At 41.6% G+C, this 22315-nt stretch carries 19 protein-coding genes; 9 read left to right on the top strand and 10 right to left on the bottom strand.

Annotated features, from left to right (window positions below; genetic code table 11):
- Positions 1 to 67: 67 nt before the first annotated feature.
- Positions 68 to 226: a multidrug transporter gene (locus AFM12_RS19585; RefSeq protein WP_095533183.1), complete on the top strand. Its 159-nt coding sequence runs from the start codon at positions 68 to 70 to the stop codon at positions 224 to 226.
- A gap of 55 nt (positions 227 to 281) precedes the next feature.
- Positions 282 to 455 (top strand): hypothetical protein, encoded by a 174-nt coding sequence (locus AFM12_RS19790; RefSeq protein WP_165492331.1) that lies wholly within the window; start codon positions 282 to 284, stop codon positions 453 to 455.
- A 278-nt stretch (positions 456 to 733) separates the two neighbouring features.
- Here the strand turns inward: AFM12_RS19790 and AFM12_RS19860 are convergent, their stop codons facing one another.
- The 4 genes from AFM12_RS19860 to AFM12_RS00450 form a co-directional block, all read right to left on the bottom strand.
- Positions 734 to 1579, bottom strand: a complete 846-nt coding sequence (locus tag AFM12_RS19860) for an ankyrin repeat domain-containing protein (protein ID WP_216598488.1) — start codon at positions 1577 to 1579, stop codon at positions 734 to 736.
- Between the two features lie 133 nt (positions 1580 to 1712).
- Positions 1713 to 2966 (bottom strand): hypothetical protein, encoded by a 1254-nt coding sequence (locus tag AFM12_RS00460; RefSeq protein WP_055143080.1) that lies wholly within the window; start codon positions 2964 to 2966, stop codon positions 1713 to 1715.
- A gap of 137 nt (positions 2967 to 3103) precedes the next feature.
- On the bottom strand, positions 3104 to 4435 hold the full coding sequence (locus AFM12_RS00455) for a GntP family permease (RefSeq protein ID WP_055143078.1): 1332 nt from the start codon (positions 4433 to 4435) through the stop codon (positions 3104 to 3106).
- Between the two features lie 277 nt (positions 4436 to 4712).
- Positions 4713 to 5774, bottom strand: coding sequence for a glycoside hydrolase family 113 (locus tag AFM12_RS00450; protein WP_229308440.1), 1062 nt, complete (start codon positions 5772 to 5774; stop codon positions 4713 to 4715).
- A gap of 25 nt (positions 5775 to 5799) precedes the next feature.
- On the opposite strand from AFM12_RS00450, the gene AFM12_RS00445 reads away from it, so the two are divergent.
- Positions 5800 to 6483, top strand: a complete 684-nt coding sequence (locus AFM12_RS00445; RefSeq protein WP_055143076.1) for an NUDIX hydrolase — start codon at positions 5800 to 5802, stop codon at positions 6481 to 6483.
- A gap of 1 nt (position 6484) precedes the next feature.
- Here AFM12_RS00445 and AFM12_RS19635 read toward each other — a convergent pair whose 3' ends face one another.
- Both AFM12_RS19635 and AFM12_RS00440 read right to left on the bottom strand, forming a co-directional pair.
- Positions 6485 to 6625 (bottom strand): hypothetical protein, encoded by a 141-nt coding sequence (locus AFM12_RS19635; protein WP_157687245.1) that lies wholly within the window; start codon positions 6623 to 6625, stop codon positions 6485 to 6487.
- A gap of 144 nt (positions 6626 to 6769) precedes the next feature.
- Positions 6770 to 9031, bottom strand: coding sequence for a PQQ-dependent sugar dehydrogenase (locus AFM12_RS00440; protein WP_055143074.1), 2262 nt, complete (start codon positions 9029 to 9031; stop codon positions 6770 to 6772).
- A gap of 127 nt (positions 9032 to 9158) precedes the next feature.
- Here AFM12_RS00440 and AFM12_RS00435 point away from each other — a divergent pair, with 127 nt between their 5' ends.
- Entirely contained in the window at positions 9159 to 9911 is a 753-nt protein-coding gene (locus tag AFM12_RS00435) for a hypothetical protein (protein WP_055143073.1), read from the top strand.
- A gap of 7 nt (positions 9912 to 9918) precedes the next feature.
- On the opposite strand, the gene AFM12_RS00430 is transcribed toward AFM12_RS00435, so the two are convergent.
- Complete coding sequence (locus AFM12_RS00430; protein WP_055143072.1) at positions 9919 to 11367, bottom strand: aminotransferase-like domain-containing protein; 1449 nt, start codon at positions 11365 to 11367, stop codon at positions 9919 to 9921.
- A gap of 81 nt (positions 11368 to 11448) precedes the next feature.
- Here AFM12_RS00430 and AFM12_RS19580 point away from each other — a divergent pair, with 81 nt between their 5' ends.
- The 5 genes from AFM12_RS19580 (at position 11449) to AFM12_RS00405 (ending at position 14129) form a co-directional block, all read left to right on the top strand.
- Positions 11449 to 12084: a pyridoxamine 5'-phosphate oxidase family protein gene (locus AFM12_RS19580; protein WP_055143069.1), complete on the top strand. Its 636-nt coding sequence runs from the start codon at positions 11449 to 11451 to the stop codon at positions 12082 to 12084.
- Between the two features lie 9 nt (positions 12085 to 12093).
- Positions 12094 to 12564 carry an OsmC family protein gene (locus AFM12_RS19575; protein WP_055143067.1) on the top strand — a complete coding sequence of 157 codons (471 nt, stop codon included), beginning with the start codon at positions 12094 to 12096 and terminating at the stop codon, positions 12562 to 12564.
- A gap of 33 nt (positions 12565 to 12597) precedes the next feature.
- On the top strand, positions 12598 to 13029 hold the full coding sequence (locus tag AFM12_RS00415) for an ABA4-like family protein (RefSeq protein WP_055143065.1): 432 nt from the start codon (positions 12598 to 12600) through the stop codon (positions 13027 to 13029).
- Between the two features lie 72 nt (positions 13030 to 13101).
- A complete protein-coding gene (locus AFM12_RS00410; RefSeq protein ID WP_055143063.1) occupies positions 13102 to 13641 on the top strand; it encodes a DNA-3-methyladenine glycosylase I in 540 nt (179 codons plus the stop codon).
- Positions 13642 to 13706: 65 nt separating this feature from the next.
- The gene (locus tag AFM12_RS00405) at positions 13707 to 14129 is read left to right on the top strand and encodes a DUF1801 domain-containing protein (protein ID WP_055143061.1); all 423 of its coding nucleotides are present in this window, start codon (positions 13707 to 13709) and stop codon (positions 14127 to 14129) included.
- A 152-nt stretch (positions 14130 to 14281) separates the two neighbouring features.
- Here the strand turns inward: AFM12_RS00405 and AFM12_RS00400 are convergent, their stop codons facing one another.
- The 3 genes from AFM12_RS00400 to AFM12_RS00390 all read right to left on the bottom strand — a co-directional run bounded on the left by AFM12_RS00400 (position 14282) and on the right by AFM12_RS00390 (position 22301).
- A complete protein-coding gene (locus AFM12_RS00400; RefSeq protein ID WP_055143059.1) occupies positions 14282 to 15742 on the bottom strand; it encodes a Gfo/Idh/MocA family protein in 1461 nt (486 codons plus the stop codon).
- Between the two features lie 16 nt (positions 15743 to 15758).
- Positions 15759 to 18521 carry a T9SS type A sorting domain-containing protein gene (locus tag AFM12_RS00395; protein ID WP_055143057.1) on the bottom strand — a complete coding sequence of 921 codons (2763 nt, stop codon included), beginning with the start codon at positions 18519 to 18521 and terminating at the stop codon, positions 15759 to 15761.
- 126 nt (positions 18522 to 18647) lie between these two features.
- Positions 18648 to 22301 (bottom strand): PVC-type heme-binding CxxCH protein, encoded by a 3654-nt coding sequence (locus AFM12_RS00390; RefSeq protein WP_055144999.1) that lies wholly within the window; start codon positions 22299 to 22301, stop codon positions 18648 to 18650.
- Positions 22302 to 22315 lie beyond the last annotated feature (14 nt).

Here is a 22315-nt window from a genome sequence, read left to right as displayed (position 1 = left end):
CACTCCAAATCGCTTTCGCTGAATAGTACACCTGACCTACCTTAGCATCAAATAAACACTTAATAACATGAGCAGAAAATACAGTATTATCGGTGGTGGCACTTTAATTGGAATGGGAATTGGCTTTTTTTTGAGAGACATACACCCAATGGCTTTTACAGCTTGTATGTTTATCGGGATGGGAATTGGTTTGGTGGCCTCTACCTTCCTTAAGAACAAGGATTGAGCCCAATCATATTATTCTTTTCAGACTCTCATTAACTTGACAAAAATCTAATTCAATGGAAAACGAACATTACGACAAAAGTAGCTGGGCAGTGGGTGGTGGCACCATGCTTGGTTTAGGCATAGGCTTCTTTTTTCTTCAAACCAATATCATGGCATTTGTAGGCTGCATCCTTGGAGGCATAGGACTTGGCCTCATCATGGCGGCAGTACTTTCTAAATGGAAATAACTTTGATTGCCCTCCAAGGGTGTAAATTTCCAGTATGGTAAACAAAATACATCAAATAGATCCCGTCTTTTTGATTACATTAACTTCAATGTACCGGAAACTTTAAGGCGAAACCATTTTTTGGTGATCCCATTTCATTGATTCTAACCTGTTTTCAAATGAGGTAATTCGTCAATGACTATAAGATCTTTTAAGGCCTAAAGAGGAAAATAGACCATAGAAGCGATGGCAGCTTGCAAAAGCTCTTGAAGTGATCGAGCATGAACTAGAATAAGTATTCAATTCACTTTTTGTGCTGTTACCTCATAGTCAGGATCACGAACCGTTAACGATTGAACTAATCCGTCATTCATTTCAAAAGAGATTTTCACCGATGGGGCTCCATTGTAAATGAAAAGGTTCTCCCCTACTTTATAAATTGAGCCACCAAATCCGCCCAGGGGGGCAAGTGAAAGTAATTTCTGCATATTGATTTTTACAGAGAAACCCTCATCCTTTCCTTCACCATATCTATAATCTCCCAGATAAAGCTTTTGCTCTTCTTCGGTAACATTGAGATAATTCGGGCCATTGGCGTCTCCCAGGCTTTCCAAATAATCGACCAATTGGTTAGCCTTGTCAAACTCTTTGGTGGTCATTTGATCCTTATTTCTGAGTCCTGTTTTGGCATGCCGTAATAAACTGATTCCATGTGGTCCGGTAGTTCTTTGAAGACCGGGACTAAATTCTATCATTGATTTAACCACCTCAAAAGCTCCAAGCATGGCAAAGCTGAAGATATTCGGTCGTGCACCTTTAGAAATCAAATATTCAGCAATATCTCGACGCCCCACATGTGAAGCAGCCCCTAATGCAGACTCAAAATCTCCAAAACGCCACTCCCATGTAGCTACGGCCAGTTCAGGACGTTTGTCAACGAGCATCTTAACCTTATCAAAATCAAAATGTGAAGCACCGACCACTTCCGAAACCAAATCAGGTTCCAAATTTGGATAGTGCACAGATAGTGGCTCGGGATCGAGGATTTTACTACTCAAATGAGGCAAGAAGCCTAATCCAGGTAAGGCAAAGCCAGCAAGAGAGGTTTTCAACAGATTTCGACGTGAAAACGCAGTATGATCCATAGACTTTTATCGGGTAAAGTCTAAAGTTAACCATTAATGCAAAAAGACTTATCCCTCAAAAAAGATGGTTTTCAAATAATGAGATTTCCGAAAACCTTTTCAGATTCTACAAAACTTACTTCCTGATGAGACACTAGTTCAGACCTGAAAACCGAGGATTTACAATACTATTGTTCACAGATCCGAAGGTATAATTCAGACCAAAAGAGGTGAAATAAGCAAAGGAAGTAGGCAGTTGCTGTCCACCAAGAAGAATTTCTTCGCTGCTACTCTCGGTTTTTGCCAGCGAGATTTGATCCTTAATTTGAGAACCCGACCCATAAAAGCGAAGGGATACTCCCTGAAATACCCGCCAACTGAGCTCAAGCTCTAAACTCAATCTATATTTATCCGGGTCATCAATGTACTGGTAGCCATTTAACTCGGCTGAGAAATTACCCCAGGGCTGTGTGTAACCTAAAATGCTGGTCAATTGGTGATAAGGTTTTCCTTCCTGTACCAAATCGTAGATTGTTGGTTCTATATAATCAAGTCGACGATAACCGGCTTGATAAATCCAGCGGAACTGCTTTTTATTGAAATCTTCAATAGGAAAAATTGAATACTCAATTGCCGGTGCCAAACTATTTGAAAACTGAATATTAGAGTAAACGCTATGAAAACCCCTCATTAAACCTCCTAAACTCCAATTTTTGGCAAAAGAAGTCACATAAAGCGTGCTGAAACCATAACTGTTTACTTTGGCCACTTCCTTTTCTCCGTCAAGGGTTACCTCATTGGTATTTTGATTTAAGTAAGTGTAAAAACTATACTTTGATTTATCAGTGGTACGTCCACCACGTACATTGGTATTTAATCTGACCTCGCTTCTGTTACTTTCACCTGAAAACCGCCCGGAACCTCCAATCCCGAATATCCAGTTATTCCACGGGTCTTTTTCCTCTTCTTCTGTAGATTTATTATCAGTTTCTGCTAATTTGGGAAATGATACTTTAACATCTTTTACCATCTCTGTGCCACCCACATAGTGCAGTAGTCCCTGGCTAACTTTTGATAAAACAATCTTACGTGCAATAGCTTCAGTATCATTCTGACTTGTCTCAAACTCAATCAGGAAATCGTCACCCTCCCGTTCTTTTTGTCCGATAAAGTTAATCTGATAGTTTCGCCCTCCTCCGGCGTTACCCTGATCTGTAATTAGAATCTGGACATCAGCCAAGCCTTGATCACGAGTGAAAGTAAAGTAGTCAAGCTCCGTAAGAAGATAGGTTTGAAAGCATCGAGCCTGTTGACAATTAATAAAAAGCTTAGGTTTTTCTGTTTGAGCTTGTGTTTTGAAAGTTAAAAACGCAAACAACAGCAACAGAAATTGCACGTGTTTATTCATGGTAAGACGAAGTGTTTCAATTCAACATACGAAGGTATGAAGCACAGTTACACTATCGAAACGAAGTAGATGAATCGTACAATATTGTCCTATGACTTGGGAAATAAGTCAAAAAAAGTCCATACAAGATGACGAAATTAGCCCCAAATCATCTTGGCGATAAAAATCAGAATGAAACAGGAAACCCCCACAATTCCTGTGGCAACCGTATGAATTCGGTACCCTTGTGAGATATTCATCCCGGTCATTTGAGTCACAAGCCAAAAGAAACTATCACTAACATGAGAAACCACAGCAGAACCAGCCCCGATGGCTAAAACCGCCAGTGCCTTAGAAACTTCCGTATCAAGACCCAGCTGAGGAAGCATCGGCGTAATAATTGAGGCCGTGGTAATCATTGCTACCGTAGATGAACCCTGAGCCGTTTTTAGAGCAGAAGAAATTATAAATGGCAGCAAAATACCAACGGGATAATCAGCCAGAGCATTTCCTATAACATCACCAAGTCCGGCATTTTGAAGAACTTTACCAAAAACACCACCGGCACCGGTAATCATCACAATGGATGCTGAGTCCAGCAGGGCCTTCCCTAACCAACCTTCAGACGAAATCATACTTTGCTGAAGCTTACGGGGTAGCAGAAATGCAAGCAAAAGACCTATAATCAAAGCAATAACCGGAGTTCCTACAAAATCAATTAGCGTTTTAAGTTGTCCATCGCCGATATAACTGCCAAAATCATTAACCGACTTGAGTACAATCAGAAGCAAAGGAATTATCACCGGAAGCAGCGATTTCATAAATGAAGGAGCTGTTTTCAGCTTTTCATCGAAGTCGGCGTTATCATCTCCCAACTCAGGCTCAATCCATGTTTTAGAGGCATATTTCTTGGCAAATATGATGGGAGGAATTAATGCAATCAAGCTGATCACTGCCCCAAACATGATGACAAGGCCAAGATCTGCCCCAATTATACTGGCCGTAGCAATGGGCCCCGGAGTTGGCGGCACCATAGTATGGGTTGCCATAAGGCCGGTAGCCAGACAAACAGTGGTTACGGTCAATGAAAGCCCGGCTTTTTTCGTCAAAGCCTTGTTCAATGAGTTCAAAATCACGAAGCCGCTGTCACCAAAAACCGGAATTGAAATTAACCAACCCGTCAACGACATAGCTTCAGGAACACGCTTCTTGCCAATGAGTTTTAACATACCATTTGCCAGACGTACAGCTCCTCCCGTATGCTCCAGAAAGGAACCGATCATGACCCCAATAATAATCACCAAACCAATACTGCCCAGAGTTTTACCAAAGCCTTCATTGATGCTTTCAATTAGCGTTTGAGTATCTACTCCGGCTGCTAGGCCAAACAGGATAGCCACAAAAATGAGAGCCAGAAAAGGGTGAAGTTTAAATCGGGTGGTACTTAGTACAATGAGAGCTACTGCAAGCAGCAATAAGAGAATCAGCATGTTTTATAGATTAGGGTTGATCCCGTGAATTAATGAAAAACAACGCTCAATTCCTAAAGGCAGGCCTCGCAAAAGCTGACAGGAAAAACAAAGGGTAGAATTTTGACTACAAAAGCTTGATCTCTACCCTTCTGCTCAGTTTTCGAGCAGCTTAAAATGCTTTTTCAGGTTCATAAAAGATCTTTGGAAATCCAAGCTTCTTTTGTAATCACATCAGGATAAAGAAATAATTGATTGAGCAAATTAAAATGTTTCTTGAATCATGAGTCAAAATCCTCTATTCTAACTCAGAAGCGTTTTTTGCGTAGTATTCAGTAATCACTTTTTCTGCCTGCTTATGTTGGGGGCAAAACTTATCTCTGGACGGTCGATCTTGCGGCTTATCCGGAAACCATTTCCACAAATAGCCGCCGGCAAACCAGGGCTTTTGCCAAACCTCTTCATACAGTGAACGATAAGCAGAAGCCTGAAGTGCCTCATTATCAGGCAAGGAATAATCAGTTTCCCATGGTTTCTCAGTTGAAAAATCACAGCTTCGGTAGCCGTACTCGGTGAATAAAATTGGCTTCTGAACTTCAGCAGCAAAACGATCCATTTGCTTTAAATGCTTTCGCCAACCCTTCTTTAGCTCTTCGTAATCGGGGTGTTTTTCATCCGATAAAGGAAAGTAGCCATCGATGCCCACGAAGTCGAGCTGATTCCAGAAAGGCACTTCCTCAAAACAGTCCCAGTTTTCAGCATAGGTCAGTTTGCCTTTGTAAACCTTTTTTACCGCCCTAATAAGAGCCGGAAAAAAATCAGGCCTTTCTCTGACCATACTTTCCATTTCAGTGGCAATACAAAAGACCTCCACATGAAAAACCTCAGCAATCCGGGCATATTGAAGAATATACTCAGCGAATGTTCTCTCAAAAGCATTCCATTCTTCCTCAGTTTCTAAAGTAAAATCACCGGTGTAAGTACCTCTTTGAACCCATATATGAGGCTTCATCATAACCTTAAAACCACTTTTCCGGGCTAGCTCCAGACACTTTTTCACCCCATCAGGCCGTTCCCCCCACCACTGATGCCTCTCAGAATCCTCAGCTCCTTCTCTGACAAAATGTAACTCGGTATCTTCAGATCCTACAAAACCATAGGGCATGAAAGAGACCCATTCGGCATTAACACGTTTCACGTTTTCAAATGACGATTGCTCCAGAGGGTTTCTTGGGGCTACAAAAGAGACCCCTGTATGCTTTTCACCTTTATAAACAAAAGGCTCTGGCCGGCTGCGGTTTAGAAAATAAGCTGCCAGCAAAATAGCTATTACCCCCGAAGTCAGTAGTTTTGTTTTCATTCTAATTTCAAGTTAGGTATTTTAAATGCAAGAAGAAAAACTACAGGACGCACGCAAATTTAAACGTTGGAAAGAGAAACTCGTTGAAAATAATCTGAAGATCAATGGTGTAGAGGAAGTTTATACCCGACGCAATCATAATGGAGAGGTACTTTTTTCAACACTTATGCTGGATGCCGTAACTCCTGAAGGTCATAAAATACCTCCTATTTGCTTCCTTAAGGGAGATGTCGTGTGTATTTTGGTTTGTCTGATTGATGCCGAAACAAAAGAGAAGTATCTTCTGCTGGTAAGGCAAAGAAGAATTGCTTCCGGTGAACTTACTTTTGAACACCCGGCAGGTATGGTAGACGGGACTAAAACCACCTTTCAAATCTGCGTTCAGGAGGTTTTTGAGGAAACAGGTATTCATATTACTGAAGACCAGCTCCTTGATCTTTCAAAAGGCAAGCCCTATTACCCAAGTACAGGCACCAGTGATGAAGCGATGTTCTTTTTCGCCTGTGAACTTGAGATGACAAAGGCAGAAATTGAAGCTTTCGAGAATCAACGGCACGGCACCAATGAGGAACATGAATTCATAACCACTCATGTACTATCCTTTCAGAAAGCACATCAGCTAATTAATAATACCAACGGACTCTTACTGAACTACTTATACCTCAAAGAAGTGGGAGACTTCGAACTTATGAGCCAATTAAGTCTTTAGGCTATTCTGGCTTTTGGTTCTTTTTATCACTAAAAAGTGAAATTAAAACGGCAGCTACAAGAATTAAACAAACCAGGCCGAAGATACCCATCATAAAAATACCATTGCCGTAAGAAACGAGCGTAACAAATGCTTTTGCCATATGTGAGACTTTGATTTTGACACCAAGCCATTATTTACACTTGTAAGTAAACAAGATAAAAGTCACACAAACAAGACGTTTTCCTAGGAATATGAGTACACTCATATCAATGTTTAAGACGAGCCCGTTTTAAACCTTCTCGGATTAATCTTCCTTTACAAACTTGAAGGCTTTTGAATAGTCTTCGGTGATCAATTTGAGGATATAAACACCTGTGGAGAATTCAGAAATCTTGTTATTAAGACCTCTCTTAAGCTGCTTCCACTGCCCTTCATTTTGAGCTAAAAAACGGCCGTGGCTATCAAATAATTGATACTTTAGAAAGCTCTCGTCCAGCAGGTCTTCTCCTCTGATATTGATTTCATCTCTGACCGGATTTGGACTTAAACTCAGAACAGGCTCTGGTTCCGGCTCTTGTTCACAACTAGGCTCAATGAAGTGTGAATACGTACTTCCGAGCCCTTCACCATCAACAATCCGAAGTTTAATTTCATAAAAATATTGCTGTTCGTCACATGGAATTGGTGCAAGATAGATCTCCGCCTGCTCAGTTTTGTATGAGGTAATCAAATGGGTATGATCTTCATGATGAAGCACCACAGACCACTCATAGAAAAGCTCTTCGTCCGGATTATGGTTCTCTACCACAGCACTCGCATTCAAGGTAAGACCATCTTCGTTATAGAAAGACTCAATATCATCAACCGAAGTAGATTGAATATCAGGTGGGAAGTTATTGACATACACTTTGAAGCGTTTAACAGTCGACTTTCCCTGTTCATCGGTAATCGTAATTTTCGGTGAAAAGGTCTGTTGTATGTTACTTCGGTATTCAAACGTTTCAAAATTATTAGGGCTGGTAAATGTATTACCAAAATCCCACTCAAAGGTTAAAGGACCACCTTCGGGGTCCGAAGATTGGCGGGCATCTAAATAAACCACAAGCGGGGAGTCTCCATAAATAGGCCCCACACTTGCATTTGTCACCGGCGGGTAATTCGGGTTCTCCTCGTTATACAAATGCCTGACTTCATTGATATCCGGGTAAAATAGATTCACGTAATAAATACTTCCGTCTGTAGGGTCTTCAGCAAAGCAGGTTGGGTGTATTCCGTCTACAATTTTCTCTACCTGGAATGGGATATCCCTGAAATCGAATTTGAAGAAACGAATCCAGCCCATATAATCACCGTGTAAATACGTCCCTTCATATCCCGGAAAATGATCTGTGCTAAGCCATAACCCTCCGATCGATGAATTACCGGTAAAGTTTTCACCTATGAATTCAGGCGACCCTACTCCATAAGCCTCACCATCCACAAAAACCTGAGCTCTGTCTCCACGCCATTCCAAAATAGGTGGTAAAGGATTCGAAGGCTGATATGTAGGATCATCAAACCATTCGGTATCAAAACTGATTCCTTCAAGATATGGCCAGCCAAAGTTTTGCCCCCCTTCCGTGATAACATTCACCTCTTCACGACTGGCCCAGCCTACATCTCCCACATAAAGAGTTCCGGGATCGCCATCGGCCGGATCACTGCTTCCTGTACCGGGCTTCACTGAAAAGCGAAAAGGATTTCTGAGTCCGTATGCCCATATTCGAGAAGCCGCAGAAGCGGGTGCTTCACGATTGTAGAAGGGATTTGATTCATAACCATCGCCGGTTTCAGAATTGATTCTCAATAACTTTCCATTGAGTGAGTTGAGGTATTGGGCTCTGTAAGGTCCGATATTTTGATCTTCAGTGATAATCCCCTCCTCAATAGGCAAAATAGCCAATTCATAGTAAAATGCATCTCCATTTTGGAATGGAGGATTTTTGGCAATTGCTACATCACCGACCGTCACCAGCAGGCTTCCGTCAGAACCAAAAACCAGTGAGCCAACACCGTGATTATCCATGAGAATAGGGATGCCGTTATCATAGCGATCACCTAAAATTATCTTTCTGGAACCCTCTGCAACCCGGCCTGAATCAAGGGTGTATCTGGTTATACGACCAATGGTAGCTGAAAACTGATCATTCTTTGAAGGATCATAACTTTCGGAGTTTTTGAAAAACAGGTAATTCCTATCAACGGTGTATAGTAAATACATATACCCATTTTCTGAGAAGTTGGGATCAAGCACCATCCCGTTTAAACCATGATCAAGATAGCTGTAAACCTCCTCATTAAGATCAAGAAGAAGACTCTTTTCTCCGTTCTTTTTGTCTACCGTATATACTCGTCCTGGCTTTTCCCAAACGTATAATTGCCCGGTTTTGTCAAAAGCGAGCCCTGTTGGTGTATCCCAACCATCAGAAAGTAACTCATCAACAAAACCCGGAGGCTGGGCAGAGAGACAAAAAGGCAAAAGGAATAAGGAAAACAGTAAGCGTGTGATTCTACTTTTGAACTTCATAAATGGCTTTTTCTAGTCAATTGACTCTACAAAAGAAAGCAGAATTTTGGCGATCTGAAAGATATAGAAGATCAAAGATTAGAGCAGTTAAAACTAATTCGTAATTTGTTAGACCATTGATATGCACATGAAAAAAACAGCATTCCTATTTTTTGCTTCACTCTTTTTCTCCTTTGCAAAGGCTCAGAATTATGATGTTTTGACGGATATTGTAGAACGTAACCCTGAGTACAAAATTGAAGAATACTTTGAAATCAAAAACAACAGCCAGGGAGAGCCCGAGCTCATCAAGGTGGAGAAATCAATACTTAACGGATCAGCCAAAGAAAAAAGAATCTACTATAAAGGAACACCGTATTTCAATAATCAACAATGGACAAGAGCTATAGTGAAGTTACCGGGACAAATTCCTTTGGAAGGTTTCGTAAGCTATAATCAGGTCTTTCAGCGACTCTACTTTAAAAATCATGGTGGTTTCGGGGCCGGCACACTTATACAGCCTGAGTATTTTGAATTGGATTCTCTGACATTCACTTCATATCCAGAATACGATTTGTTGAGTTATGGCTTTTACACTTTTACGGGATTTGAGAAAAACGGATTTTCCCTGCTTCAAAGACATGACAAATTGCAGCATAATAACTCCAGCCATGAACTGCAGGGATACATTGTAGACAAGGATAAGTATGCAGGCATTTTTTCTCAGAACCCTTCCTTTTATTTAATCAATGGCAAGAAAACTTTAAAAGTGGAATCCAAAGGCTATTTTATTAAGCAATTCACCAAAGACAAAAAAGCAGTAAAGCAGTTTGTAAAGGATCAAAAAATCAATTTCAAAGAAGAGACAGATGTTATAAAATTTCTGGAATTTCTGATGTAATCAAACCTTAGATCCTAATCAATCTCTTCAAGATTTCAACACTTTGTTCGATCTCGCTTTCATTTGATGAAGCAAAGCCCATTCGGGTCGCATTGATTTTTTGACCGGAAGCGTCAAACTGAGCTCCATCCTGAAAATACAGATCATTTAAATGAGCTTTCTGTGATAACTCCGGGATATCTATTTTTTCATCAAAAAGGCCCCAAACAGACATTCCCCCCTCAGGTTTTTTGAATGATAAAACAGACGACAATTCGCTCTCAAGCAAAGAGCTGAAATAGTCTCTCCGCTGTTCATAAATACGTTTATTTTTCTTCAAAGACCGCTGAATCAATCCTAGTTGCATTAATTCTGAGATGGCCAGTTCCAGAATAGTATCACCCTGCCTATCAACTAAGCGTCGGATTCTGGCCAGTAAATCGACCTGATCATTGTGAGCTACCAGATAGCCTACCCGAAACACAGGTGAAATGGCCTTGGTAAATGAGCCGGTGTAAAAAACGTAGTCGCCATGCTCTGCTGACGCCAGCGGCATGAGCGGGTGGCTACTGTAATGGAAATCATAATCGTAATCGTCCTCGAAGACGTAGAAACCATATTGACGAGCCAACTGAATCAACTTCACCCGCCTGTAAGCCGGCATTATAACAGTGGTGGGGTATTGATGGTGCGGTGTGATGTACAAAACACTGATATCGTTGACTTTACATAGTTCTTCAAGATGGTCGGTGTCCAAGCCCTCTTCATCTATTTTTACTTTAATCAGTTGGGCTCCGTGGTGAATGAAATTCACATTGGCAGACTCCCAATTCAGTTCAGGAACGGCCACTTTCTGACCTTGTTTTACAAATCCCTGAATAAACAAGTACAAAGCCTGTGTAACCCCACGGGTAATCAAAATCTGATCTTTGCTAATTTTCATTCCGCGACTCGAGTTCAGGTACTCCGCCAAAACTTCACGTAAAAAGCTATTTCCAAGGGTTTCACCGTAGGCATATTTCAAAAAAATATTACCCTGATTCATTGCTGTTTTGTATGCTCTGAGTAACTCTGCCGAAGGAGCCAGGCGTGGGTCAGGTAAACCGTCGTCTAATCTGAATTTCTCTGTAGTAAGCCTTAGTTTCCGACTCAAAGTATCCGGTACTTTTGGCAATGTTGCCCAGTTACCCACAGTCTTCTCTTTTTGAAAATCAGCAGGTAAAATTTCAATTTTTGCAGCTACATAAGTTCCTCTTCCCGGAAGCGTTTCTAGCCAGCCACCAAGAACCAATTCATCTATGGCCGCAATCACCGTTTTGCGATGTAAACCCCATAAATCCGCCAGTTTTCTGGTACCCGGCAGCTTCGTTTCAGCCGGAAGCACGCCTTCTCTGATTTGCTCAATGAGTTGATCTGCCAATTGTCTAAAAATCGGTTTATCAGACTCCCTGTCTACTTGAATAAGGTTTTGAAACATACCGGACTATCACTTTTAAACTTATTGGACTACCTGGACCATCCGGCAAACATCTACTTTTGAATCACAAATTCAAAATGTATGAGTAGAAAAACGAAAAGAACGACACCAAGCCGCATGGCCAATCAAAGGGCACATTATTCAGATGAAAACATCTATGAAATTCTTGATGAAGCTCTTTTTTGTACCATAAGCTATGCTGAAGACAACCAACCCTTTAGTATTCCGCAGTCTTTCGTTAGAATAGACAATTACATTTATTTACACGCTTCTGTGGGTTCTCATTTTGTCAGAAAGCTAACAGATGGCCGCCCGGTGTGTATTACCGTCATGCTGGCCGATGAATTGGTAGTGGCTAAAACGGCATTTCATCATTCTGTGAATTACAGGTCTGTTGTCATTTTTGCCAAAGGTGAAGAAATCAATGACATCGAAAAGAAATACGAAGCCTTCAAAGTTTTAACGGAGAAGATGGTGCCCGGCAGTTGGGATTATCTAAAGCCAATGTCTCAGTCAGAGGTCAACAAGACCACTGCAATACGTTTTTCTCTCGATGAGGCTTCCGCCAAAATTCGTCGGGGAGCCCCAAGCCATGAGGAAGATGAGATGGATTTACCTATCTGGACAGGACTGATACCTATCAAACCACTACGTCACCAGCCCTTGCCAGACGAACATGGAGCAAAAATACCTTTGCCTGATCACCTTAAATATTAATTTTAAGGCATGAAAGAGCACCACTATCATATCACTACAGAGTGGACAGGCAACACAGGAGAAGGCACCATTAGCTATAAAAGTTATGAGAGGTCTCACCTTCTCAAAGTAGATGATAAAACTGTCATTGAACTGAGTTCAGATCCGGCTTTCAGAGGTGATCCGGCAAAACATAATCCTGAAGAGCTTTTTCTGGCCTCTTTATCCTCTTGTCATATGTTATGGTATTTGCACTTTTGCTCTGTAAATGGTATCACGGTTACCAGCTACCTTGACAAGGCGGAAGGCCTTATGGAAGAAGAGAAAAGTGGAAAAGGACGTTTCAAAACAGTTTTACTCAAGCCTCAAATAAGTATAAGGGAACCTGAGAAACTCGATCTTGCCTTAGAATTACATCATAAGGCAAACGAGTTTTGTTTCATTGCTAATTCCTGCAATTTTGAGGTAAAACACGAACCAAGAATTCGGGTAGAGCCATAAGATTTGAGTATTTTCAGGATAAATTTCAATCTTATGAGTCCTGATCAAATCTTTCAATTGGTGAATACCATTGCTCTTCTGAGTTGGATTATTCTACTATTATTTCCATTCAAAGAATGGTCAAAAAAGCTACTTCTCGGTATAATAATCTCAGGTTTTGCTCTTTTATATGGCTTCCTGGCTTTTACACATTTCTCGGTTGATACGTTTGAGAGTTTTGGCGAATTGAGCCAGTTAGCTCAGCTTAATGCTGACCCCATGAACGTAGTCATTGGCTGGATACATTATCTGGCGTTTGACCTTTTAGCCGGCCTCTACATCACAAAAAACGCTGAAGAACTTGGACTTAACCGCTATCTACTCATTCCATGTCAGCTTTTCACTTTTATTATGGGGCCTTTAGGAGTTTTACTTTACCTGATTTTGAGATTCGCTTATACTAAAAAGTGGCTACATGCTGTCTAGATAAAGATTTTAGCAATTCTTCCTCCTCCCTCTATTCTCGCTATTTTTAACCCATTTTGCATTCAAAAAAGAATGTCTTACTGCAAATTCTGCCTTGATCTTCCCCCGGATAATCATCATCGTATTTATCATGATTTTCATTACGGACACCCAATTGAGAATGACGACGAGCTTTTTGAACGACTTGTTTTAGAAATCAATCAGGCTGGTCTTTCATGGGATACCATCTTGAGAAAACAGGAGAATTTCAAAAAGGCTTTTGATGATTTCAGTATTGAAAAAGTAGCGGCCTACGAAGAAAATGAACGTGAGCGGTTGTTGAATGATGCGGGTATCATTCGAAATAAACTTAAAGTAAATGCTGCCATCTACAATGCTCAGCAAATTCTGGAGCTTCGGAAGGAGTATGGAAGCTTAAAAGCATGGATTCTACATCATTACCCATTGACCAAAGAAGAATGGGTTAAACTTTTCAAAAAGAATTTCAAATTTGTCGGTGGTGAGATCGTCAATGAATTTCTGCAAAGTAGCGGCTATCTACCTACACCACATGATAAAGACTGCCCTGTTTATAAGGAAATTGAAGGTTTGAAAAGGAGGTTCTTTGAGTGATTATGATTTGGCCTCGAGAAACCAATTGTTTCAAATTCACTAAATTGACCTAAAACTTTGATCAAATGGCTAAAGCAGATCTAAAAACAAAAGAAAACGAAGCCTCAGTTCTGGATTTTCTAAACAGCGTTGAAAACGAAACCAGACGTCAGGATAGCCTCATCGTCATGAAATGGATGGAAGAAATCACCGGCCTGCCGCCTAAAATGTGGGGGCCAAGCATCGTGGGTTTTGGCACTTACCACTACAAATATGACAGTGGCCGGGAGGGCGATATGCTCAAAATAGGTTTCTCTCCTCGCAAAGCAGCCCTGACCGTTTATATCATGCCAGGTTTTCTGCGATACGAGGAACTGATGGGAAGTTTAGGAAAATACAAAACCGGAAAATCTTGTCTTTACATTAAGAAATTGACCGATGTCAACGAGAGCGTTTTAAAAGAACTTTGTCAAGAAAGCTGGGCTTACATGAACGAGAAATATGGCTAACAACGGCCGTTTAGAAGTTTTGAGTATTGAGAAGCGGAAAGAAGTATTCCTCAAAATATTCACTTTGAGCCTCGTATGTATTAGATAAATCTAAAATAGAAAAAGGCCGGAGATTCCTCCCCAGCCTTTTCCTCTTCACAAGTCTTTGAAAATCAGATCAATTTCCAACCATCACGATATTGACGACCAACGAACTTATTGGCTTCATCGTAATTGGTGATTTTCATATTATCACCATCCCAAATTAGCTTTTTGCGGCCTGCAAATTGACGACCTCTACCTTCGCCACCCGTGCTTTCCTGATAACTTCTAATGGCCAGATTACCCATTATAACTGTTTCTGTAAGAGGACCAGAGTAATCAAAAGAGGAAGTCAAACTTTTATGCTCCTTGCTATTGAAACCAGCCTTAACGGCCTCAACCCAGCTCGTCTGATGACCGTATTCAGGTAAAGAAGTATTTTTCAAACCTCCTGTATAACCTTCCGGCATTTCCAAAATCTCACCAGTGTTCAGGTAAACCTTAGGTATTAGACCATAGGTTCCACAAGTCATTACACCTTTTTCACCCATCATCATTACTCCGTTAGCCGAATCGTTATCCCCAATTGGGTGATCCGCCGGGATAATATCCGGATGGAACGGTCTTATTCCTCCATCTGACCAAATCATCTTTACCTCACTATTATTGGCCGCTGTCTTTGGAAACTTAACCTGAACATGCGAGGAAGGCGGGCAACCTTCAGGAATGTACTCGGCCACCCAATCCTGTAAAAAGACCTGCCCAACACTACATTCAACCTCAGTTGGATAACCCAATTCAAGTACTCTGAAAGGTGGATCAATCAGGTGGCAGCCCATGTCACCAAGAGCACCTGTACCGAAATTCCACCATCCACGCCATTTAAACGGATGGTAAAGAGGATCATAATCCACATATTCTGCAGGCCCAAGCCATGTATCCCAGTTTTTGGAAGACATAGTTTCTGGTAATTCATGCTTTCCCTTCGGCATAGGTATACCCTGTGGCCATACCGGGCGATTGGTCCAGATATGTACTTCATTAACCTTACCTATGGTTCCTTTTTTAAACCACTCAATCATCTGCTGCTGGCCGGGGTTTGATGCTCCCTGATTCCCCATTTGGGAAACCACTTTGTACTTACGGGCACCTTCTGTCAGCATCCTGGCCTCATAAATATTATGGGTCAAAGGCTTTTGAACGTAAACGTGTATACCATTTTGCATAGCCGTCATGGCCGCTACTCCGTGGTTATGATCGGGAGTAGAAATGGTAACGGCATCAATATCCTTCTGCTGATCAAATAGCTCTCTGAAATCACGATAAATCTTAGCCTTCGGGAATTTATCAACAGCTCGCCGAGCCTGATTAAGGTCTACATCACATAGTGCCACAACATTCTCCGAACCGTTATTCCAAGCATTAACAATATCGCCGTAGCCCTTGCCTCCGGCTCCGATAGAAGCCAGATTTAATTTATCACTGGGGGCCTTATAGCCTTTACCCAGTACATGCCGGGGCACTATCATAAATGAACCGGCGGCTAATGCACCGGATTTAATAAAATCTCTGCGATTTGATTTTTTGTTCATAGACTTTCAATAGGTTTTACTGTTTCACAATTTTGTAGCTTTTAGCCGAATTTCCAATCAAAAGCTGTAAAACGTACTGCCCGGCATTGAGCTTCTCCATTTTTCTACTTAGCTTTTTCTCAATCTCAGATTGAAAACCATTGACAAAAAGTAGCGAAGTCCCTTTGCTGTCACTTAACCAGGCATTCACTTTTTGATTTGGGCTCATTCTAATTCGCAAACCTCCGGTAGTTGGATTAGGGTAAATGATTAGAGAATCTTCCTTTTCAACAGGCGTTAGTACATCATTTAGCATAAACCTGCTCAAAACAGGAAGATGGTCCGAGGTATTATCAGGGTATTCCTCAATCCCTACGAAGGGCAATTGCAAGATTGTTCCGTCTTGGATATAATCACTAAAAAGCTCATTGGAAATCGTAATATGGTCAATGACATCATTGTATCCGATGTATGATTTGTGGCCTGCTTTACTCAATTCAGCGGTTAGTACTTTCCATTGACTTTCATCATTAACAAAAGGCTGGTAAGTAGAGCCTGACTGGCCGCTCACCACCGTTTCGTCCACATCATCATTATAATCACCTGCTATAATTACAGATGCATTAGAGTAATACTCATCAAGGCTATCTTTAAGCACCTCAATATCAATTTTCCGCATATCATAAACCAGGTCTTTTTCATCTCCACTGCGATTAGCCCTGGCATGAATCCCAATAATATGAAGTCTTCTTTTGACTCCGTCAATATCAACCTCACATTCAAAAAGTGCCGGAAGGCGACCACTTGCCCAGAAGCGTTCAAAAGTATCCGGGTAACCGGAAATTGGAGGCACATTTCTTAACAGCGGTTTCAGTTCTAACCTACTTACCGTCTTATTTTTATAAACGAAACAAACCCGCTGAGCCTGATCAGGCTCACCTCCACCCGATACCGCAGGAGAACATTCGCCGGAATATTCACCTAAAAAAGAAACCAGAGAAGAGAACTTATTGAGGTCAGTAATTTCTTCAAGAACATAAATGTCCGCGTCTATTTCTTGCATGACTTTGATGGCATTTTGTAATTGCAGTTCATCGTCTTCCGGGCCGTTTGATGGACTACCAAACCATTCGAGATTCCAGGTGGCGAGGTCAAATGTATATTCTTTGGAAATATTTAATGGGTCTGATGGAATTTCACCAACACTTTCTATGTCATCCTTCATTCGCGGATAAAGCTGATATTGGCTTCTGAATTGACCAATAATACCCGTAAAGGCATTTGAACCCTGAGGTTTCATATGCCCGTCAATATTTGTTTTTGACCAGATTCTGGCTGTGCCAGAGATCCCATCTTGCCGGAAATTTTCATTGGTATTGGGTAAAAAGACAAAGTCCTGATCATTGAGTTCAAGCTCACGAACCGTTACTAATCGGCCTTGGTTTTGTTCTGCATTTTGCCAAGAAATATCCATTGGCTGTACCACCTTACGGTCATAAAGTTCTATGGTATTGGTGCTATCCCAGACCAAAATTGGCTCCTCGTATACTTCTGACAACAATCCGTAAAAAGCGACAGAGTCACCAATTTGAAAGCTATAATCTCCCTGCAAGCGAATCCCTGAGGTTTCATCTTGCAAATAGTTAAAACCCGGAAACTCATTGGCTGAGGCGGTTACCCTACCAGCGACTTTAACCTGAGCATTGGGCAATAATTCTTTCGCTGACAAGACCGGCAAACTACCATTACTTCTAAGCTTGTAAATCTTTATTAAAGTCTGAAAACGAGCAAACTCCTCCCCATTTTGATTATCAACAACGAAATCGACCTGATCGGAACCGACTGCCGTATCCACGGGGAAAGTCTGAATGTAGAAGGTCTCAAAGTAGTTACCATCCTCAGATTTAAAGTGAAGCTGATCAAACCAATCCTCTTTATCTATTGAGAATTTTACCACATCTGTAGATGGAGACCAGAAGAAAAGAGAAGACTCCGAAGAGTAACCTGAAAGAGCGAGCTCAAAAACACTCTCCTTTTCTGCTTCTCCTGAAAAGCTATACAACGAAGGCGGAAACACCAGCTCAATTTTCTCCTCTTTTTTAAGTTCAGTCACTTCAGTCCAGGTACCTGCCACTCTGATTTCATCAATCATCAAGGTTGCTGCTTTTGAGGAGGAACCCTGCCTTAAAGCTACAGAGCCCAGATCTGAAGTATCATTCTCACCGTCAGCAGCTTTGGCAATTGAAATCGTTTCAGTGCTTGTTGGTTCAGCATGTACAAAAATCTCTACTTCATCGTCAGTACCTGAAGTATTGAAAAAAGTGTACTTCAAGATTAACTGATAGGTTTTGTTCAGATCATAAACCTGTGCACTGTAGTTTGGAGAGTTTGAGGATTTACTAACGCCAAACTGCATTCCGTCACCTGAACTTTTAACAAAAACACGACCTCTGAAGTTAGTCCCTAAACTCTCAGGCCCGAGATGGAAAAAGTATTCGCCATCATCTGAAGCAGATTGTACATTGACCAAAAACGAAGCATAAACAACTCCCTTGTTTTGAGGAGAAAATGTGTGATGAACATCCTGACCTCCACCATTCATCAGAATACCACCATCATTTGCGAAAGCCCCAAAAGAAAGTCCTTCTCCGGTTTGCAAGGGATTAGAACCTCCTCCACTGTGTTCAGTCCAACCAAAGCCGGTTACCGACTGACCAGATGGGTAAGAAAATGATTCAGAAAAGAATTGTGAGAAGGCAGATGGACCTGTGAAGAGTAGGAAAAGAAGTAAGTTTTTCAAAAATGTTGATGTTTGAGCCTACAAAAATCGAAAAACTAATCTGTTCTCCGAAGGACTCTCCGCCTTTCTAATACAAAAAAGAGGAGCCCGACATTCAGACTCCTCTTTCTTAAAAAGATGTATTTACTATTCCACCTTCATCAACCCTTGCATTAGCCTCCAGTGCCCAGGGAAAGTACAGATGTACGGATAATCTCCTTTAACAGCAGGAGCCTTAAACCTTAGCCTGAAAGTTTCATCCGGATTTACCAATGGTGTTGAAAACAGAATTTCAGACATTGAAGGTGTATAGTTTCGCTCGGCACCACGGGCATCCTGAGCCATGATGTCTGCCGCTTCACCCACCTTTTCTGTAGAGTTTGGTTGAATAATAAGTAGGTTATGCTGCATAGCATCAGGGTTTTCAAAAACCAATTCAACCATTTCGCCTGCTTTAACGGTAAACTCTGTGAGGTCATATTTCATGGCTTCACGCACCGCTTTGATAGTTACCACTTTTACATTTTCATCGGTTTTTTGAGGTTCTATCACTTTCCAGGCGAGCAGTACATTTTGCAAATTTTCATTGGCAGTACTACCAAGACTCTTTAAGTAAGTCATATTCACAGGACTCATTTCTATGTCTTTTCGGCGGAAATTCCAGCCATCGGCAATAGCTCTGTAAATGGCATTTTTACCCTGAACACCCAATCTCTGGGCTTCTTTGATGATAGGGGTTAGCTCATCAATAGAAACTGCTGAAGCATATGACCTCACTGCTCTTTCTAAGGCAAAAGCCTCTGTATTCGAAGGTTGACTGAAAGAGAATGTTTTACGATAGCTGTTATTCCTGTAATTGCTTTCGTTTACTTCGTTTACATTATTCAGGTCAATATTGAGAGAGTAATCTCCGGCAATATCAGATGAAAAACGGATGTTCCCTCTCCATGGACCATTCATCGTCTGATCAATAGAAACCGTTTCACCTGATTTAATTCCATCTTTAAAATTTCGGCTTGTTAAGGTTTCAACCTGCCCCATACCTTCAAAACGTAGGTCAAAAGGAACAAAAACACCGGCCGGTACGTCCTCTGAGCCGATATTGGTTACCTCTACCGTATAAGCTACCCTCTCTCTGACTACAGGGTTTTCAGGAGACATTTTTACATCGCTTATGATCAAATCAATACCCTTCGACTTCTTAAGATTTTGTTCTGAGGAACTTGTCATAGTATGACCGCTATGATCCATAGAAGAATGATTCGTCATCTGAGCCGACTCCTGCTTAGAAAGCAATTGTTTCATCAGCTTGCCATCGTTTGCCGTCAGTACCACCGAGTAGGCATCTGGTAGCCAACGATCACTTACATCTTTAGAGTTTTGAAGCTTTTGGAGAAAGACTGCCTCAGCCTCATCATTTAAATCTCCCTGAGAAAGAACAAGCAAGGCATTCATTACTACAAGAGGCTCCTGATCGTACAGCAAATTATATTTCAAAACCAGATCAATATTACGGGCGGCCATAGCATCAGACTCAAAACCCTGTTCTTGCATCACTTTTAAGGCATTTTTCCGAACATCGGCATTGCTGTGTCTTAAGCCTGTTTCAATGATCTCCTGACTGGCCTCACCGAGGCCTTGCAAAGTCCAAAGGGCATGAATAGCCGGAGCATTGATGCCAATCTCATCACTTTCCTGATTTTTGAGCAATTTAATCAAGGCCGGAACTGCATCTTTTTGGCCTCTTTGAAGGATCAATCGCTGAGCCTGCATTCGCCAGAACATATTGTCGTTTTCCAGGGCTTTCAACAAGTCATTAGGATTGTTCATTGACAACACGACAGGCTCATAATCAGCGGCATCCTTATAACCAACACGGTAAATTCTTCCATGCGTGTAGTCTCTCAAATCGGTCTCATAGGCATTCCCTGATCCCATTTCAAAACCATCTGGTTTTGGGTTATGCTGAATAATAAAGCTGTACCAGTCAGCTACCCAAACAGCCCCATCCGGCCCAACCTGAGCAAACACCGGTGAGAACCATTCATCTGCCCCGGCCATCAGATTGAAGGCTTGTTTGTCACTAAAGTCCGTGCCGTTTTTAACGATATGATTACGGTGCAAAACATGACCGGTAGGCTCAGAAACAAAAGCAATTTGATTCCAATACTCCTTCGGGAAAGAACGGGCTGTATAAAAATCATGGCCTGAAGCCGCTGTAAATCCACCAAAAACATCAACCTGACGCACTTTTGGAGTAATAGGCGTCATATTTTTATGAGTATCAGTTCCACGGCTCCCGTTATTGGTGCGGTTAGCGGCATTGAAAAACTGATTCGGGATCGCCAGATACCAACCATGCGAGTTATTGGCCGTTGAAGCAAAAATATCGTTGGTTTCATTAAAGGCCATTCCCCAGGTATTATTTGAGGTACTGGTCATCCATTGTAAATCACTGCCATCAGCTTTAAACCTGAATAGTGCATTCCCAAACCGAAGCGTATCGCCGTTCCCATCAACTCCCTGATATCCAGAGTAGCCGACACTCCCCCATATCCAGTTATCAAAACCATATTTAAGGTTTGAGGGACCCGCATGAGTATCATAAGTACCAAATCCGGAGTAAAGTGTCTTTTTAACATCCGCTTTATTATCGCCATTGGTATCCTCAAAAAAGAGAATATCAGGTGCCTGTGTTACCACCAAACCCCCATTGGCAAAGACCATCCCTGTCGGAATACTCATTCCGTCCGCAAAACGGGTAAACTTATCGGCTTTCCCATCTTTATCGGTGTCTTCACACATCAGAATGTAATCACCACCGCCTTCGGGCTTTCTTTCATTGGGATAGTCTTTGGTGATGAGCACGTAAAGTCTACCTTTTTCATCCCAAGTCATAGCAATAGGATGCATAACATCCGGCTCGGCCGCGAAAAGTTCAAGATCAAACTCTACCGGAACCTGAATATGCTTCATTGATTCTTCCGGACTAAGCGGAAGCTGTTGCAATTGTTCCCCAGGCCGTCTTTCGTAATTTGGCAGTTGAGCTACGCGGTACTCAAAAGGTTTGACATTTCTCGCTTGAAAGGCGGCCTTGGCCTCATCATTAACTGACCAAACAATCGCATTAAAAAGTAATTGCTGGAAACCTTCGTCTGACCAGGTCCGATCATCATGACCGTAGGCCGTATAAAAGACTTTGCCTTTGCCATGGGTTCGGGTCCAGGTATACGGTTCCGTTTTTTCATTCGGTTTATCGTTTCGCTGATCAGCTTTGATCTCACGAACAGCCAAAATATTATTATCCGATTGCAAACGAGTATGCAAATAGGTCTCGTCAAAAACGTTGAAAGACTTCAGACCTTTCATGATAGGATGATTTGGCTGCACGGTCTGAGTTTGAATAGAGTCCATCGTATGTCGCCAGAACTGCCCTCCCACCAGTTTTACAAAATCCGGTGAATTTCTAAAACAATAAGATGCACAGTGAATGGGTAAAAATCCTTTACCAGAGGCCACAAAATCCAACAAGGCTTTCTCGGCGGCCTTATCAATGACATCGATATTCGCATACAGCATTAGGGCATCATACTGATTCAGATTTTCTGAATTCAGATCAGAAAGTTTATCGGTATACGTAAAATTAATCCCCTGTGGTCCTAAAGCAGCCATCAAGGTTGGAAGGCGATCAATGGGCTTGTGGTGCCCGTCATCCCCTAAAAATAAAACTTCCAACCTTCGGCCACTTTGTGCCATGGCAAAGGAGGAAATCAATAGTAAAAACAACGTTATTTTTCTCATTTTCAATAGGTTTT

This window comes from Jiulongibacter sediminis, from assembly GCF_001306455.1.
GTDB lineage: Bacteria > Bacteroidota > Bacteroidia > Cytophagales > Spirosomataceae > Jiulongibacter > Jiulongibacter sediminis.
Note: the sequence above shows the minus strand (reverse complement) of the source record. Positions and strands in the feature narration are given on the sequence as shown.